Annotated in this window: 14 protein-coding genes; 4 read left to right on the top strand and 10 right to left on the bottom strand. The window is 64.2% G+C overall.

Annotated elements, in window-relative coordinates:
• The 10 genes from ACVJ19_RS39340 to ACVJ19_RS39385 all read right to left on the bottom strand — a co-directional run bounded on the left by ACVJ19_RS39340 (position 1) and on the right by ACVJ19_RS39385 (position 11,672).
• The gene (locus ACVJ19_RS39340) at positions 1 to 747 is read right to left on the bottom strand and encodes an imm11 family protein (protein WP_453954402.1); all 747 of its coding nucleotides are present in this window, start codon (positions 745 to 747) and stop codon (positions 1 to 3) included.
• A gap of 15 nt (positions 748 to 762) precedes the next feature.
• Positions 763 to 1,542, bottom strand: a complete 780-nt coding sequence (locus ACVJ19_RS39345) for a DUF4261 domain-containing protein (RefSeq protein ID WP_453954403.1) — start codon at positions 1,540 to 1,542, stop codon at positions 763 to 765.
• A gap of 230 nt (positions 1,543 to 1,772) precedes the next feature.
• On the bottom strand, positions 1,773 to 2,927 hold the full coding sequence (locus tag ACVJ19_RS39350) for a hypothetical protein (protein ID WP_453954404.1): 1,155 nt from the start codon (positions 2,925 to 2,927) through the stop codon (positions 1,773 to 1,775).
• Positions 2,928 to 3,086: 159 nt separating this feature from the next.
• Entirely contained in the window at positions 3,087 to 4,445 is a 1,359-nt protein-coding gene (locus tag ACVJ19_RS39355; RefSeq protein ID WP_453954406.1) for an HlyD family type I secretion periplasmic adaptor subunit, read from the bottom strand.
• The gene (locus tag ACVJ19_RS39360; protein ID WP_453954407.1) at positions 4,442 to 6,625 is read right to left on the bottom strand and encodes a type I secretion system permease/ATPase; all 2,184 of its coding nucleotides are present in this window, start codon (positions 6,623 to 6,625) and stop codon (positions 4,442 to 4,444) included. Before ACVJ19_RS39360 ends, ACVJ19_RS39355 begins: the two co-directional genes overlap by 4 nt.
• A gap of 398 nt (positions 6,626 to 7,023) precedes the next feature.
• Positions 7,024 to 8,355 (bottom strand): LLM class flavin-dependent oxidoreductase, encoded by a 1,332-nt coding sequence (locus tag ACVJ19_RS39365; RefSeq protein ID WP_453954408.1) that lies wholly within the window; start codon positions 8,353 to 8,355, stop codon positions 7,024 to 7,026.
• A 3-nt stretch (positions 8,356 to 8,358) separates the two neighbouring features.
• The gene (locus ACVJ19_RS39370) at positions 8,359 to 8,784 is read right to left on the bottom strand and encodes an OsmC family protein (RefSeq protein WP_453954409.1); all 426 of its coding nucleotides are present in this window, start codon (positions 8,782 to 8,784) and stop codon (positions 8,359 to 8,361) included.
• A 31-nt stretch (positions 8,785 to 8,815) separates the two neighbouring features.
• Positions 8,816 to 9,898, bottom strand: a complete 1,083-nt coding sequence (locus ACVJ19_RS39375; RefSeq protein WP_453954410.1) for an ABC transporter substrate-binding protein — start codon at positions 9,896 to 9,898, stop codon at positions 8,816 to 8,818.
• Between the two features lie 20 nt (positions 9,899 to 9,918).
• Positions 9,919 to 10,647: an ABC transporter ATP-binding protein gene (locus ACVJ19_RS39380; protein WP_453954411.1), complete on the bottom strand. Its 729-nt coding sequence runs from the start codon at positions 10,645 to 10,647 to the stop codon at positions 9,919 to 9,921.
• Positions 10,644 to 11,672, bottom strand: a complete 1,029-nt coding sequence (locus ACVJ19_RS39385) for an ABC transporter permease subunit (protein ID WP_453954413.1) — start codon at positions 11,670 to 11,672, stop codon at positions 10,644 to 10,646. The genes ACVJ19_RS39380 and ACVJ19_RS39385 overlap by 4 nt, the downstream gene beginning before the upstream one ends.
• A gap of 353 nt (positions 11,673 to 12,025) precedes the next feature.
• Between ACVJ19_RS39385 and ACVJ19_RS39390 the strand changes: the two genes are divergently transcribed.
• Genes ACVJ19_RS39390 through ACVJ19_RS39405 form a run of 4 tightly spaced genes read left to right on the top strand, consistent with a single transcriptional unit; the run spans position 12,026 to position 17,260 of the window.
• On the top strand, positions 12,026 to 13,678 hold the full coding sequence (locus ACVJ19_RS39390; protein ID WP_453954414.1) for an ABC transporter substrate-binding protein: 1,653 nt from the start codon (positions 12,026 to 12,028) through the stop codon (positions 13,676 to 13,678).
• A gap of 38 nt (positions 13,679 to 13,716) precedes the next feature.
• The gene (locus ACVJ19_RS39395; RefSeq protein WP_453954415.1) at positions 13,717 to 14,727 is read left to right on the top strand and encodes an ABC transporter permease; all 1,011 of its coding nucleotides are present in this window, start codon (positions 13,717 to 13,719) and stop codon (positions 14,725 to 14,727) included.
• Positions 14,724 to 15,572: an ABC transporter permease gene (locus ACVJ19_RS39400; RefSeq protein ID WP_453954416.1), complete on the top strand. Its 849-nt coding sequence runs from the start codon at positions 14,724 to 14,726 to the stop codon at positions 15,570 to 15,572. Before ACVJ19_RS39395 ends, ACVJ19_RS39400 begins: the two co-directional genes overlap by 4 nt.
• A complete protein-coding gene (locus ACVJ19_RS39405; RefSeq protein WP_456739504.1) occupies positions 15,551 to 17,260 on the top strand; it encodes an ABC transporter ATP-binding protein in 1,710 nt (569 codons plus the stop codon). Before ACVJ19_RS39400 ends, ACVJ19_RS39405 begins: the two co-directional genes overlap by 22 nt.
• Positions 17,261 to 17,277: the final 17 nt, after the last annotated feature.

Consider the following 17,277-nt stretch of genomic DNA (forward strand, 5'->3'; position numbering starts at 1 on the left):
TCAGGCCTCCGTTTTGGTGGATGGTTGTTGTTCAGACTTCAGGCGTGTCGATTGCGCCTTCGTGCGGATCTCTTCCAGCGTCGGCAGTGGTTCTTCGCGTGTGCCGAGCCGCTCGGCCTGCAAGCCGCGAATCTTGGCCGCCTTGAGCGCGGCCAGCAATTTGTCGGTGACGAAGATCGACGCCGGATGCCACCTCGGCCGCCAGATCTGCGCGTCGCCTATGGCCGCGAGGTCGACATATCTTGGGCCCATCATTCGATTGATGTAGCCCTCGCGCAGCCAGTATTCATCCGCGCTCATCGGGTCGGTTCGCTTTTGCTCAAGCGATTTCTCGACGGCCACCGGATCCGGTGGCTCCATTTTCATCGTGGCGTAATCGAAACAATCAATGCGCTTGAGCAAGTTGCATAAATGCCATTCGCCCGGCACCGCCGTGCCGTCTTCCCATTGCAGGGTAAAGGGGCGGAATTCGCTCTGCCCGGCCGCGGCGTCCTCCAGCACGAATTTCATTTTGGCGCTGACCACCGGCGTCCTGGCACCCGTCAGGATCAACTCCGGTATCTGCTTGCGCGGCTTCGAGAGCAGGCGCGCCTCGGACGGAAGCTGCTTGTCGTACCAGCGCTCGACCTCTTCGAAGCCGACCGACGTCGTGAGCGCGACGTTCCAACCGGCCACGTCCATCACCACCCGCGTGCCGAACGGCCATGCTGGCGTGATTTCGTAAACCCGTCGTGGTGCTTTCGCCATCGCCGATACTCTCTCCTAAGCCGCGGCCGGCACGGTGGCCCGCAACACCGGCAACCCTTCGACACGACGCGAGATGACGTGGTGGATCTGGATGCGGTCGGATTCGCCGGCGCCAAGCGTGTCGCCGTCGCGCAGCACAGGGCCATGTTCGAGCACGTAGACGATGAGGCCGGCAACCTTGGTCACGATCTGGTTCGGCTCTGCGCCTGCGCCCTCGAACTCGATCTCGCGACCGCCGAACGGCATCAGGCCAAACGTGATCGCGCCGACGATCTTGCCGTCGCGGAAGGGATGCATGCTGACCCACAGCGGAAACGGAATGCGCGGATATCCGGCGAAGGCCTCGCGGGACAGCTGCTCCCAGCGTTCGGCCGAATGGGCAACGAGCCCGTCCCACAAAACCGCCGCGGCCGGGATGGTCGCGATCAAGCCGCCGGTGACTGCGGTCACGGCACGCGCAGCCTGGAGCTGCTGTTCGGACGTCTCGGCCTGTCCGACTGTCGAGACCACGACATGGGCGCCGTGCCCGCCGAGGACCTCGAGCGCCGCCGGCCAGGTCGCGACGGCACGCCGGCCCGGCAACTCCCAGCTTTCGCGCGGGACCGGCATCGGCATGACCATCAGCACGATGTTCTGACCGGCGCAACGGATCACCGGCGCCGCAGCTCCCGACCCCGCTCCGGCCAGGTCAATCTCGATTCCCGGATGTCGCTTGCGCAACACATCGACGATCGCCGCGAGATCGAGGACGACAGGCCGCTCGAACAGGGCGAAGGCCAGGTGACGATCCATCATATCCACGTCCCTCATGTTTCCCCGTGTAGGGAATTGCCGGGAGGCTTGCGATCACAAACCGCTTGTCGTTGCGGTCCACGTCCGGTTTGCAGGCCCCCGGCCTGTTATGCCACGGACGAGGACCAAGGTTGAGCCTAATCTTGCCGCGAGCGGAATGGCCTATGGTTTAGATCCCGCTCGATTTGCTGTTTGAACGCTTCCTTCGAGGAGCCGCCTCGCCGTTCCCTGCATCAGGCGGCATGTTTCTGTAGCGCGTGCACGTCGCCGCCAAGCGTCGGAAGAGCTGCGCCGGTGATCTGAGCGGACGGCAATGTGGTGATTGCTGCGGTCTCCGGTGTCGCCGTCGCGATTGCCGAGGCAAGCTGATCGCGCGCGCCGATGACGCCCGGGCTGAACGCCGTGGTTGCATGGGCCGAAGAATGGACGTGGCCTTGCGCGGCGCCGGGCGCGATATCAGCCGCGCTCGCGTGTGGCCCGATCCGGTTTGGCGATTCGTCCGTTGCGAGCAGGATCGCTTTGGCGCCGGCTTCGACCAGTTCGCCGGTGGAAGGTGGTGCAGCCTGTGCCTGATCGATCGTCGCGCCATCGGAAGCCAGCCCGCTTGTCGCATGGCTCGTGGTGTCGTCATGATTGGCGTTGACGTGACCGGAAGCTTTGGAAGCGTCGGCAATCTTCACTGCATCGGCGTGCGCAGGCTTCGCATCGTCATTTGCTGGCACGTTGTGGTGATCGCCCGCCGCAGAATGATGCGGGCTCGGGTCGAGGATGTCGTCCAGCGGGAGAACGTCAGGCGCCGAAGCTATGCGATGATCCACATGTTGTGACTGGCCGAACGCGCCGGCTGATCCTGCATCATTATTCAGGCCGGCGCCGCGCGATGACGCGCCGTTTCGATGCGCGGCCGAACCGGCATCATGCAAGGTCCCCGCCGCGGGCGGCTCCAATACGTCGTTCGCAGGCATGGAGCGGTCGGCAACGACGGAGGTCGAGCTGGACGCTTGTCGGGACGCGCGCGAGTCGTCGAACATTGGCGCGGCGACCGGATCCGACTGAAGCACGTCGCCGACGTGCGAAGCCGAGGAGTCGGTTATGGTCAAGCTCCGATCGGTGCCAGGTGACGACGACATGTCGTCACCTGAGATGGGCAGCTCGGGCGCGCCGGATGTGGCGGTACCGAAGGCAATCGTGCCGCCATCGCCTTTGATGGCTAAGCCACGCTCGCCGTCGGTAGATGAAACCGTCAAGATTCTGTCATCCAACGGATCGGTGCCGCGCGATCCGTCTTGTTGCGACAACCGTCGCAACTGGCCGGTTGCAGCAAGCCGCGCGCCGAATGCGGACATCTCGGGCGCGGAACTGTTTGAACTGTCGCTCACTTCGTCCATCTGCGTTTCTCCCACCGTCGCCAGCCGGCCGTCCGCGACATCCGCTGATTGCATCGTCTTGGCTGACGAACGCGGAAAATGAAGGGCGGTTTCGTGAAGATATCGATCTGCATGGAAGCCATGATCTGATCGCGGTTCCTGCCGGCCGGGCGCATTGGTTCAGCGTTCCTGGCCGGCGCCATGCAACGTCTCCTTGATCGGTGCGAGCACGAAGTCGAGCACGGTGCGCCGTCCGGTCTTGATCTCGACCGCGGCGCTCATGCCGGGCATCAGGGGACGCAGTTCGCCATTGATCGGAATCTCCATGCTGGCGGGAACGAGTCGCGCCGGAAAGCGCAGGCCCCTGCCGTTCTCCTCCACTGCGTCCTTGCCGACCTGATCGAGCCTTGCTTCCACCGTCCCGTAGCGCGTGAACGGATAGGCGTCGATCTTCACGGCCGCGGCCTGTCCTTCGCGAACGAATCCGATGTCGCGGTTCTCGACAAAGGCCTCGATCATCAGCGGCGTGCCGTCCGGCACCACGATCATCAGCTTGTCCGCGGTCGTGACCACCGCGCCGACGGTGTGGGTCTTGAGCTCCTGCACCGTCCCGCTGACCGGCGAGACCAGACGCCGGCGCTCGTCACGCATTTCCTCCTTGGCGATCTGCTGCTCCAGTTGGGTGGCGCGTTGCAGCGCCTTGAGGCGACGGTCGGATGCGCTGGCGCGGAACTGGGTAAGCGTACCGCGCTTGGTGGCCTCCAACGCGACGAGGTCGGCCTGCCCCTGCTGTTCCTGCTGCTGCAGACTGATCAGATTGCCCTTCTTCTCGGTCAACTCCTGCTGCACGGCGAGCACCGGCGGCTTCGGGCCGTTGCCGCGCTCGAACAAACCCTTGAGCGCCTCATAACGTTCGGTGAGCAGTGGAATGACTTCTGCAAGCACATCCTGCTGCGCGCGGGCGGAGCGGATCGCCGCCTCGCGCTGCAGGCGTTGCGCATCGATCGCCGCCATCGAGGCGTCGAAGCGGGCGAGTTCCTCGCGGGTCTGGTCCTGCACCGCTGCGGCGAGCATCGGGTTCGCACCCTCGGGCGCGGAAAAACCGTCGACGCCGCCACCCGCCAGCAGGATGCGTGCGGCTTCTGCATCGAGCAGCGCCTGGCTGCGATCGTAGCGCAGACTGCCGAGATTTGCCGACGTGTCGGTGGGATCCAATTCGATCAACGTGTCGCCCCGATGGACATGGGATCCTTCCTCGACATGGATCGCCTTGACCACCGCGGTCTCCAACGGCTGCACGACCTTGACCTGACCGACCGGAACGAACTTGCCCTCGGCTACCGCGATGATGTCCATATGACTGAGGCCCGCCCAGAACAGCGAACCGGCGAGAAACCCGACAATCACCAGACCAGTGACGCGCCAGGTCGGCGAGGGCGGCGTCTCGACGATCTCCAGCGCGGCCGGCAGGAAGGCGCGCTCCAGCGCGTCGCGGCGCGCAGGCCGCTCGAACTGGCGCACGAGCCACTGCAACTTCACGCTGCCTGCCCTCCCTGCTCGTCGTTGCGATCCGATGCCGCCTGACGGACCAGCCCGGCGTAGAAGCCGCCTTGGCGCAACAGCTCCTCGTGGCTGCCCTGCTCGACGCAGCGGCCGCGATCCATCACCACGATGCGGTCCGCGTGACGCACCGCCGACAGCCGGTGAGCCACGATGAGAACGGTGCGATCGCGGCACATCGCGCGCATGTTGGCCTGGATGATCCGCTCGCTCTCGTAGTCGAGTGCCGAGGTCGCCTCGTCGAATACCAGGATGCGCGGGTCGGTTGCGAGCGCCCGCGCGATCGCCACGCGCTGGCGTTGTCCGCCGGACAGGTTGGCGCCGCGCTCCTCCAGTACCGTGTCGTAAGCATGAGGAAGCTCGAGAATGAAATCATGGGCGCCGGCGAGCTTGGCGACCTGGATCACCCGCTCCAGCGACATCGCGGGATTGGCAAGCGCGATGTTCTCGCGCACCGTCCGATTGAACAGAACGTTTTCCTGAAGCACCACGCCGATCTGGCGTCGCAGCCACGCCGGATCGATCAACGCCACGTCGACGCCGTCGACCAGCACCTTGCCTGCCTCGGGGATATGGAAGCGCTGCACCAGCTTCATCAGCGTCGATTTGCCGGAGCCCGAGCGGCCGACCACGCCAACCACCTCGCCCGGCGAGACTCTCAGCGAGACGTCCTCGATCGCCGCCGGCGTGGTCGGCCTGTAGCGAAACACGACGTGCTCGAATCTGATGTCACCGCGCAACGGCGGCAGATCGTGGCGGACGCTGGCACGTACCGTCTCGGCCGGCGTATCGATGATGTCGCCGAGCCGCTCGATCGAGATGCGGAATTGCTGGAAATCCTGCCACATCTGCGCGAGCCGAATGATCGGCTGACTGACCTGGCCCGCCAGCATGTTGAAAGCGACGAGCTGGCCGATCGTCAGGCTGCCGTCCATCACCGCCGAGGCGCCGAGCCACAGGATCAACGCCATCGACAGCCTGTTGATCAGCGCCACGCTCTGCGAGCCGACGGTGCCGAGACTGACGGTGCGGAATGAAGCGGTGATATAGCCCGCGAGCTGACGCTCCCAGCGGCGCCGCGCCTGGGTTTCGATCGCCATCGCCTTCACCGTCTCCATCCCGGTCAGCATCTCGACCAGCAGCGACTGGTTCTGCGCCCCGCGCGCAAAGCGTTCCTGAATCCGCGCCTTGAGGATCGGCGTCACGACGATCGAGACCAGGACATAGAGCGGGATGGCGGCGAGCGGAATCAACGTGAGCATGGGCGCGATCAGCGCCATCACCGCGAAAAACACCACGGTGAAGACGATATCGATGATCAGCATCAGTCCGGAGCTGGTCAGGAACTGGCGGATGTTCTCGAGCTCGCGGACCCGCGCCACCGTTTGGCCGACCGGACGGGATTCAAAATAGGCGATCGGCAGGCCGACCAGGTGACGAAACAATTTGGCGCCGAGAATGGCGTCGATCCTGCTGGTGGTATGGGCGAACAGGTAGGTGCGGATGCCGCTGAGCGTGATTTCCAGCACGGCCAGCCCGGCCAGCGCCATCATGACCACGGTCAGGGTGCTGACGCCTTTGTGAATCAGCACCTTGTCGATGATCACCTGGAAGAACAGCGGCGTCGCCAGCGCAGCGATCTGCATGAACAATGACACCAGCAGCACTTCGCCGAAGACCCGCCTGAAGCGGACGATCACCGGCAAGAACCAGGTCATTCCGAAGCGGGCAAATCCGCCGCCGGCAGCGTCGCGCAAGGTGATGACGATGAGGCCGCCGTTCCAGCGCGACGCCAGTTCTGCCTCGGTCCAACGCGCCGGCGGGCGACCGACTTCCTGCACCAGCACACCGTCCGGATCGATCCGCGCCAGAATGAAGAAACGGCCATCCACCGCTTCGGCGATCGCCGGCAGCGGCGAACGCGCAAGCCGGGCAAAGCTGGTCGCGATGTAACGCGCCCTGAACCCTTCGGCCTTCGCCGCTCGCAGCAAGTCATCGCGGTTGGCGAACGCCCCGGGCTCGACGTATTCGCGCCGCGCCTGCTCGACATCGATGGGCTTTTCGTGGACTGCGGCAAGGATGGCCAGCGCGACGATGCCGGTGTCGATCACCGGCTTGGAGAAGTCAGCGGCCTGGGCAAGGTCGACTGGGTCAGACATCAGCGCTCCGGAAGCGGCGCACAGAAACACACCCAACGCGTGCGGAGCACTCCGGTTCACCCTCCGGAAGAATTTTATGTGCCATGCAGCGCAAATGTGACACTTGTCTATTCGCGAGCACCACGGACCAGATCCCGCGCACCGACAGAAATCGGTGGCTCGTTCTCATCAGATCGTGCGGTCGATCAATGAGCCGACGTCAATGACATCGCCGTGCCGACGGTCGCTGATTAAGAGTCAGCACGGGCTGAGGGTTATCAATGACTTACTGGTCGCAAAACAGGCTTATCCGGCCGGAAATGGCATCCTTCGTACGACCATGATTCTCGCTGCGCTGAGTATTGTCGGAGCGACTGAAACTGAAGAGGACAACGTCGGATAGGCCAAAAGGCGCCCCCTCAGCTTGCCGGGCGAGGCAAGCCCAGCGAATCGCGCAAGGTCGAACCGTCGTACTCGGTACGAAAGAGGCCGCGACGTTGTAGCTCCGGCACGAGGCCGTGGACCAGTTCTTCCAGGCCCCCCGGAAGATACGGGACCTGCAACATGAAGCCGTCGCAGGCGCCGGCCTCGAACCACTCCTGCATGCGGTCTGCCACTGAACCGGGCGTGCCGGCAAAGCCGCTGGTGGTTCTCCCTGCCCCATAGCGCCGTCCTAATTCGGCGAGGCTCAAACCCGAGCGCCGCGTCAGCTCGGAGACCTCGCGGTAATGCCCTTGGACGCCGGGAACGTCGAGATTCTCGGGCAGGACCTGATCCTGCGGGAAACGCGAGAGATCGACGCCGAGATGATAGGACAAGGTCGAAAGACCCGACACGGGATGCGAGAGTTCGTGGAGCTGGTCGTGCAGTGCCTTGGCTTGCTTCTCCGTGTCGGCGATCACCGGGACGATGCCGGGCAGTACCTTGATCGTGTCCGGGTCTCGGCCAAATCGCACGGCGCGGGCGCGCAAATCGTTGCGGAATTCGACGGCGACGTCGATCAGGCCCGGGGTCACGAAAATAATCTCGGCCCACCGGGCTGCGAAATCACGGCCACGATCCGAGGCGCCGGCCTGGATGAAGACCGGACGCCCTTGCGGTGGCCGGCTGACATTGAGCGGGCCGCGCACGTTGAACCATTTGCCGGAATGATCGATCCGGTGCACCCGCGCAGGGTCGGCGAACAGCGGCGTCTGGCGATCGCGGACCAGCGCACCGTCCTCCCACGAATTCCACAGCTTGGTCACGACCTCGAGAAATTCGTCGGCGCGCTCGTAGCGGCCCTCGCGCGAGAGCTGCTCGGTCAGGCCGAAATTGCGCGCCTCTGCCTCCTGAAAAGAGGTGACGATATTCCAGGCGGCGCGGCCGCCGCTGAGATGGTCGAGCGTCGCGAGCGCACGCGCCAGGACATAGGGCTGGGCGTAGGTTGTGGAGATGGTGGCGCCGAGACCGAGATATTTGGTCGCGCCCGCGATGATCGAGAGCACCACCAGCGGATCGAGCCGCAGCGCGCCCAGCGCGCCGTAACGAAGCTGGCTATCGAGACTGTCGCCCAGCGTGTCCGGGATCGCAAGGATGTCGGCGATGAACAGAAGATCGAAACGCCCCTCTTCCAGCAACCGACCGATGTTCTGATAGTAGGCGGCGGACAGCAGGTCGCCGTCTGCTTCGGGATGCCGCCATCCGGCATGGCTTCCAGAGACGGGACCTGCGGAGACGAAGGCGGCAAGGTGCAACTTTCTGTCAGCCATGGATCAGCTCACGGTCCAGGAGATCTCGACAGGACCGCCACGCCTCAGCGTATTGTAGATCGGACAGTTGGCGGTGAAGCCCGCGACCAGCGTCTCGGCCTCGCCCGCCGTCACGCCGGACAGACGGACCGCGATACGAATCCATTCGTACCGCGTCGGATCGGTCGCGTGGCGGCGGAACGAGACTTCGGATCCGGCCTCGCGCAGCACGATTCCCTGCTCTTTTGCTGTCTTCTGGATCAGCCCGAGCGAACAGCTGCCGAGCGACGACAGCAGCAATTCGCCGGCGTTTATCGCTTCACCTGGACCGCCGACGGCGACACGCTGGTCCGAGATGAAATGGTTCCTACCCGCGCTGAGCAAATAGCGACCGAACTGGCCGATGGTGGCGGAGTTGATCGACACCGTCTCGCCGGCTTGAGCGTTCATGATGTTCCTCTCGTGTTATCGGCGTGACCGCTTATGCGCCGAGCTCCAGCGCAACGGCCTTCTTCGCAGCGTCGAACTGTGTGCCCAGCAGGAACGATCGGACGTCGACCTTATTCGGGAGCACGCCGAGCGCGTGGAAATTGTCGGCGAGATCCTGCGTCGATGCCGCGGCCGCTTCATCGATTGGTTTGAGCGCAACGGCGGTCGACTCGGACAGCCTGGCATCCCGGACGAGCTTCTCATAGACGGCCTGCTCGGTCCCGTTCGGCGGAAAGCCGCCCTGGGAGGCCCACAGCGCGACGGATTCGGCCGGATGCGCGAAGATATGGGCCTGGGTCTCCCGGATGATCTTCACGAACTTGGCGAGGAGCTGCGGATATTTCACCGCGACTTCACTGCGCGCGACGTAGAAGGCGTAGTCGTAGGTCTTCACGTCGGGCAGCAAACGCGCCTTGCCGCCGAGCTTTGTCAGCGCCAGCGCCGTGGCCGGCTGCCAGTGAATCCAGCCGTCGATGCTTCCTTGCGCGAAGGCCGTAAACGCATCCGCCCCGCTCAGGCTGACGGCCGAGACGTCAGACAATCTGAGGCCGGCGGTCTCCAGATATTTGATCAGGCTGTAGGTCCCGGTCGTGCCGTTCTGATGAGCGATCTTCTTGCCCTTCAGATCGGCCGCCGTCTTGATCGGCGAGTTGGCCTGCACCAGGAAATCGACCTCATCGACCGGCAATGGATAGGCCGCGAGCGGCACGATCGGAACGCGCGCCGGAACAGCATTCACGACCGCCGTTGCGGTGGCAAAGGTGAAATCGACGGAGCCGGCCTTGATCGCCTCCATGACCGGCAGCGATGCCGTGAAGCCGGGCTGCCAGACGATCTTGGTGCCGAGCTCCTGCTCAAGATTGCGGCCGCCCACGCCGGCCCGCAGCGATGCCCAGACGCCGGTGCGGCCGTCACCGATGACCGCGACGGTCAGCTGTGGCGGCACGGAGTCGGCGGCATTCGCTCGCGATGTCCCGCCCGCGCCGGTCGCGGCCGCGGCAAATCCCGCACCGATCGACAGTATCGAGCGCCGCGAGATACCAGCGCCTCTGCGCTGCGCACCATCAAAAACCATGTCGTCATCCTTTCGTCTTGTTATGCAACAGCAGCCATGACTCGTTCGGCCGTCAGCAGACCGTCGAGCAGCTCTTCTTTCAGGGCCGACAGCGCCGGGTCGCCGCGATGCCGCGGACGCGGCTGGTCGAAGATCAGATCGCGCGCGATGCCGCCGTCCCTGACCAGGAGCACCCGATCGGAGAGCAGCAATGCTTCCTCGACGTCGTGCGTGACCAGCACGACGGTGCGGGGCCACGCGATGAGCAATTGCCCGAGCAGAAGCTGCATCGCAGCCCGGGTGATGGCGTCGAGCGCCCCAAATGGCTCATCGAGCAGCAAGAGATCTGGCTCGTGGATCAATGCCCTCGCCAGCGCCACACGCTGGCGCTGTCCGCCGGACAGCCCGACCGGAAATTCACCTTCGCGCCCTTGCAATCCGACCGCTTCGAGAATGCGTCCGGCGTCATCCTTCCTGCCCTTGATGCCCAGCAACACATTGCCGAGGACCGTCCGCCACGGCAGCAAGCGATCCTCTTGAAACATCAGGCGCACATCCGCCTTGTGGCCCGTCGTCCGAAGCTCAATGCGGCCTTGCGAGGGTGCGTCCAGTCCCGCCACAAGACGCAAGAGCGTTGACTTGCCAGCCCCGCTCGGCCCGATGATCGAGACGAACTGGCCCGCCGCGATGTCGAGATCGACGTTCTCAAGGACTCTCCGGCCGGCGAAGGATTTGCCGACCGAGCGCAGGCTGACACTGGCTCCGCTCATGCCGTCACCCTGTCAGCATAGTTCGGATGCCAACGCAGCAACCGGCGTTCGATCAGCCGCGTGATGAAATCCGACAGCCAGCCCGCGATAGCATAGAGAATGATGGCGAGCACGATGATGTCGATGCGCAGCAGCTCGCGGGCATTCTGCACGAGGTAGCCGACGCCATCACGTGAGGCGATCGTTTCACCCACCACGAGCGTGAGCCAGGCCACGCCAAGCGCATAGCGCATGCCGACCAGGATGGGCTGAAGCGCCGCCGGCAAGATGATGGACCAGACCAGTTCGGCACCCCCGAGGCTGTAGGATTTTCCAAGCTCGATCAGTTTCGGATCGACATTGCGGATGCCTCCGACCGTATTGATGTAGACCGGGAAGAGTGAACCCATCGCGACAAGAATGAGCCTCGGCTCCTCTCCAATGCCGAACCAGAGGATCATCAATGGCACCAACGCAAGGTGCGGAATGGTCCGGATCATCTGCAGCGACCGATCGAAGAGATCGTGCACCGGCTCAAACAGCCCGACGGCCAGGCCGAGCAGCAGCCCGCCGAAGGCACCGATGCTAAAGCCGATCGCAACCCGGCGAAGGCTGACAAGGATGTCGTGCTGCAATTCACCGCGCTCGGCAAGCTGCCGCGCAGCGTCCCAAATGTCGGATGGCGCCGGAACGATCGCCGTGGACACAATCCCGGTCGCAGAGAGAAACTGCCAGACGAGCAGAAGGCCGATCGGGAGAAGCCAGGGCAAAGCGACGGCGCGCCAGATCGGGACACGCGGGCGCAATCTCGACACTTCCGACGGACGCGCAACGTCGGCGACCACCGTCACTACAGATTCGCCGGGACGGTGACATGGCTCCGTGCGGCTGGCCGAGGGTACCGCAGTCGCATCGGCAGGTCTGGAAAGTAGCGACGCATCCGTCATGAAATCGAACTTGCTCCGTCTCAGCTGAGACGGCGTCACCTTCGCAAACTCCAGCGCGCAATTCGATGGTAGCAAAATTCGTTTTTCGATCGTCGGCATCAATGCCGTTCTACCGTGCGCGGGATTTGGCAGAATGTCCTTTCAATACGACGATGCGCCCCGCGAATTGACACGTCGAAGCGAACCATCTCGCAGTCGAATTCAAATTTGCGCATGCTCGAGGCCGCAACCGATGCGTCTTCGATCGTGAGTCAAACCACGATCGTGCACGTTTTCACGAAGAAAAAAACGGCTATTGCGCCCATTCCCCCGATCCCGAGGCATTTGTTGCCCACCTCACCCAAACTTTGGAATGGCCAGGTCTCTTGGTTTCGCCTCTCCTACGAAGAAAGGCAGATCGTGCTGAAAAACATCGCGATCCGATCGACGCCATCAATCATCAGGGGCCATCCATGTCTGCGCGCTTCTCTTCGCTCTTGCTCTCCCGGCGCCGCCTGTTGGTCGCAACCTCCGCGCTGGCAGGCGCCGCCTTGACGGCCATGGCGGGTCTGTCTCCAGTTCTGAGTGCCGGCGCTCCGCCGAACGGCGGTGACATCACCTTCCTCATCGACTCCCTCGGCAGCACCTGGATTCCGAACAACAGTGCGATATCCAGCTTCCAGGGCCACATCTGGGGCCATGTGACCGACAAGCTTGTCTACGTCGATGCCGACGGCAAGGTCAGCCCCTGGATCGCCGAGAGCTGGGAGCAGAACGGCGACGCCACCCAGTTCACCCTGCACATCAAGAAGGGCGTGACCTTCTCCGACGGCACCCCGCTCGATGCCTCGGCGGTCGTCGCCAACCTCGACATCTGGTACGCCGGCCGGCGGAACGAAGGCATCAATCCGATTGGCCTCTTCCCGAAGACTTACGACCACGCAGAGGCGGTCGACGCAACTACCGTGAAGGTCTTCTTCAAGGCGCCGACGCTCGGGTTTATCCCGACTCTCGGCTATCACGGGTCGATCCTCATCTCCCCGAAGACGATCGCGCAGCCCGCTGCCCAGCAGGCTGATCTGGCCAAGACATCCGGCAGCGGCCCTTATGTGGTCGCGTCCTGGAAAGAGGGCGACTTCGTCAAGCTGGTCAAGCGCAAGGACTACAATTGGGGGCCGGCCGCCGTCGGCCACACCGGTCCGGCCTACCTCAACTCGATCACCTACAAGCTTGTATCGGAGCCGTCGCTACGGGTCGCCGCTGTCCAGTCGGGACAGGCCGATGTCGCCTACAGCCCCTCTCCGCAGGAACTGAAATCGCTCAAGGAAGCGGGCTTCACGATCGCAACGCCGCGCTATCTCGGCTTCGTCAATGGCCTCGCGATCAACACCAAGCTGGAGCCGTACAATGACGTGAAAGTCCGCCAAGCCCTTCAGGCCGGCATCAACCGGAAGGAGATCATCGACACCGTCTATACGCCCGACTGGAAGCTGGCGACGTCCTTCATCCAGAGTAACGTGCCGGGTGCGACCGACCATAGCGATCTCCTGGTCTACAACCCCGGCAAGGCCGAGAAGCTTCTCGACGAAGCTGGCTGGATCAAGGGGGCCAATGGTATCCGCACCAGGGACGGCAAGCAGCTGTCGCTCACACTTCACTCCAACCCCTACCTCGCAACGGCAAAGTCGATCGACGAGCTCATCGCCCAGCAACTCGGTAAGATCGGCTGGAAGGTCACCATCCGCGCCTATGACGTCGTGACGTTCGGCGAAAAAGTCCGGTTCGGCGGGCCGGCCGTGCCGGCCTACGAGGTGACGCGCAGCTTCATCGACGCCGGCACAGTGGCCAGCATCCTCACCGACGCCAACAACGGCGAGAACTGGTTCAACCTCGGCGACAGCGACAAGAAGCTCAATGAGCTGCGCGACAAGATCGCCGGCGCGGCCTCTCTCGACATTCGCAATCCGCTGCTCGACGAGTTGCAGACCTACGTTCTCGAGCAAGGCTACTTCATCCCGCGCACGCAGATCGTCCAGCGGATCTACGTGCAATCCCCGAAGCTCAAGGGAGAGGTCTACAACGGCATCGCCTACGCCAGCTATTACACGGCAACGATCGGCGAGTAGTCCATAGTGCAAACAAGTAGCGTGAGGAGGCGACCGGCATGAGAAGCGCCTACCTGTCCTATGCCGCGAAGCGCTTCGCCCAAGCCGTTGGCGTCATCCTGCTGGCTTACGTCTTCACCTTCGTCGTCGTCAGCATCTTACCCGGTGACCCCATCACCAACGTGCTGCGCGACCCGCAGAATGGATTCAGCGAGGACCAGATCAAGGAGATTATCGCCGCCCAGGGCCTGGACCGGCCGATTCCGATCCAGCTCTGGACGTCCTTGTCCAACTTCGTGACCGGCGACCTCGGCCTGTCGATGCGGTCCAACCGGCCTGTGACAACCCTGATCGCCGAGGTTCTCCCGTCAACGCTGATCCTCGCCTCTACAGCGTTCGCCATCGCGTTGCTGCTGGCGGTCACGATCGCTTACGGCACGCAGTTCGCTCCAAAACGACTCGGCCAGGGCCTGCTGCGCGGTTTCCCGTCGCTATTCTTGTCGGTGCCCAACTTCGTGATCGGTCTGGTGCTGATCCACATCTTCGGCTTCCAGCTCGGTCTGTTCCGTGTGATTACGCCTGATAGCTTCTGGGCGACTCTGTTCGCCGCGATCGCGCTCGGAATCCCGGTCTCCGCGCGGATCGCCGAGGTGCTGATCGCGAACCTCGACAAGGAGTCCGAGCAGGAATACGCCGCTGTTGCGCGCAGCCGTGGGCTCGGGCAGATGCGCCTGTTTGCCAGGCATTTGCTCAAGCCGTCCTCACTCCCGGTCGTCACGGTCATCGCACTCGCCGTCGGCGAGTTGCTCGGCGGTTCGCTGATCACCGAGACGGTGTTCGGACGCACCGGTATCGGCAGTCTGGTGCAGCGTTCGGTGAGCACGCAGGACCTGCCTGTCCTGCAGGCGGTTGTCTCGCTCGCGGCAGTGGTCTTCGTGCTCGTCAACCTGATCGCCGACCTCGTCTACCCGTTGCTCGACCCACGTGTGAAGCTCATCGGCGGTCCCAGGATTCGCCCGACCACTGCCGACGACAGCGCCGCTGCCACATCCCCGGCGGTGACATCATGACTGTCGCCTCCCTCTCCTCTGCCTCGCGCGTCGCGGCGACGGGCCGACTGACGGCCCTTCGCGTGCCACCGACCGTCGCACTCGCGTTCGTGGTCATCGTGCTCGTGATCGCCTGGTCGCTCGCACCAAGCCTGTTCACGAGCCAGAACCCGGTCAGCGGCATCCCATCCGAGAAGCTGCTCAGCCCCAGCTCAGCGCACTGGTTCGGCACCGACCATTTGGGCCGCGACCTCTACACCCGCGTCGTCTATGGCACGGCCTCCTCGGTGACCAGCGCGCTCATCGCCGTCGCCATCGCCGCCGTCGCCGGCGGACTGACAGGCCTCCTGGCGGGCTTCCTCGGCGGCTGGGTGGACATCGTGCTCGCTCGCCTGGTCGACGTGCTGCTGGCGATCCCGAACTTCCTGCTGGCGGTCATCGTCCTCACCGCGATCGGCTTCGACACCACCAACGCCGCAATTGCGACCGGCGTCTCGGCGGTGGCCGTCTTCGCGCGGGTGATGCGTTCGGAAGTGATCAAGACCCGGCAGGCCGTTTTCGTCGAGGCAGCATTCCTGATGGGCGGCTCGCGCTGGCACATCCTGTTGCGGCACGTGCTGCCGAATGCATCGCGCTCGGTGCTCCCGCTCGCAGTTCTGCAATTCGGCCTGTCGATCCTGGTGATCGCGAGCCTCGCGTTCCTCGGTTACGGCGATCCCCCGCCCGCTTCCGACTGGGGCCTGCTGATCTCGATCGGCAAGGACTACCTCAAATGGCCATGGCTGGTCTACGCGCCCGCCTTCGTCACGATCGCGACCGTCCTCTCCGTGAACAGGATCAGCCGATGGCTGCGCAAGACAGACTGACTGCCAACACACTCACGCGCGCCGCTCCGGTGCCGCTACGTCCGATTCCGCTGCTCCGGGTCGACGGCCTGTCGGTCTCCTACGGACCGCATGAGGTCGCCACCAATGTCGGGTTTGAACTGGGCCGCGGCGAGAGCCTCGCCCTCATCGGGGAGTCCGGCTCGGGCAAGTCGACGATCGCCCGCGCGGTGCTGCGGCTGCTCCCCAGCGGCGGACGCGCCACTGGCCACGTCGCGTTCGACGGCCAGGAGGTGCTGGGGATGTCCGAGCGCGGCTTCCGGCCGTTGCGAGGACGGGCCATCGGGTTCGTCCCGCAGGATCCCGCCAATTCGCTCAATCCGGTACGCACGATCGGTGCCCAGGCACAAGAGGCCGCCGCACTCCTCGCCGAGCCGGACAAGGCGGTCCGCAAGCAGCTCATCCTCGAGACGTTCGCCGAGGTCGGGCTCGACAACCCCCAGCGTGTCTACGACTCCTACCCGCACCAGCTCTCCGGCGGCATGCTCCAGCGCGTGCTGATCGGCCTTGCGATCCTTCCACGGCCGGCACTGCTGGTCGCGGACGAGCCGACCTCCGCGCTCGACGTCACGATCCAGAAAAGGATCCTCGACCTTCTCACGCGGCTGCAACACGACCTCAAGATCAGCCTGCTGTTGATCACCCACGATCTGGCGATCGCCGCCGAGCGGGCGAACTCGCTCGTGGTGCTCAAGGACGGCGTCATCCAGGAGGCTGGGCGGACCGCTTCCGTCTTCTCCTCGCCGGCGTCGGCCTATGCGAGGAAATTGCGCGGCGACGTTCCGGCCCTCAACCCCGACCGTTACGCCGCGCTGCGCGACAGGGGCTTGCGTTCCCTCAAGAGCGGCGAGGCACCGAAGATCGAGATCAGCGCAGTCACGAAGACATTCACCGTCGACGGCAAGACGCTGACGGCCGTCGACAACATCTCATTCACCGTCCCGGCCGGCACCACGCACGCGCTGGTCGGCGAGTCCGGCTCGGGCAAGACAACGGCGATCCGGCTGCTGCTTGGGCTCGAGCAAGCCGACACCGGCAACATCTCGGTTGCAGGCGAGCGAATCACCGGCGGCTCGCCCGAGGCACTGCGCTCAGTGTGGCGTCACCTGCAGCTGGTCTATCAGAACCCGTTCACTTCGCTCGATCCGACCTGGACGATCGAGCGGCTCGTGCGCGAACCGCTCGATCGTTTCAAGATCGGAACCCGCAACGAGCGCGACCAGCGGGTTCGCGAGGCGCTGACGGAGGTTGGGCTCGGCGAGCACCTGTTGTCCCGCAAGCCCGGAGCCCTGTCGGGCGGCCAGCGTCAGCGCGTGGCCATCGCCCGGTCACTGATGCTCAAGCCTGATGTGATCGTGCTCGACGAACCTACCTCCGCGCTTGACGTCAGCGTCCAGGCCGGCATCGTCGAAGTGCTGCTCTCGCTACAGGCCAATCTCGGTCTGACCTATGTCTTCGTCTCTCACGATCTGGCGCTGGTGCGCCAACTCGCCCACACCGTCTCGGTGTTGCACCAGGGGCGCATCGTCGAGCGGGGCACGGTCGCCGAGATCTTCGACAATCCTCAGCAGCCCTATACAAGATCACTGCTGGCCTCGATCCCGTCAGGTATCGCCGTCGCCGCAGAAATACCGCAGGCCCGTCCTCGGCTGGTGGCGACTGCGGATTGAGTAACCCCGGAAAGCGA

This window comes from Bradyrhizobium sp. USDA 376 (genome assembly GCF_054063675.1).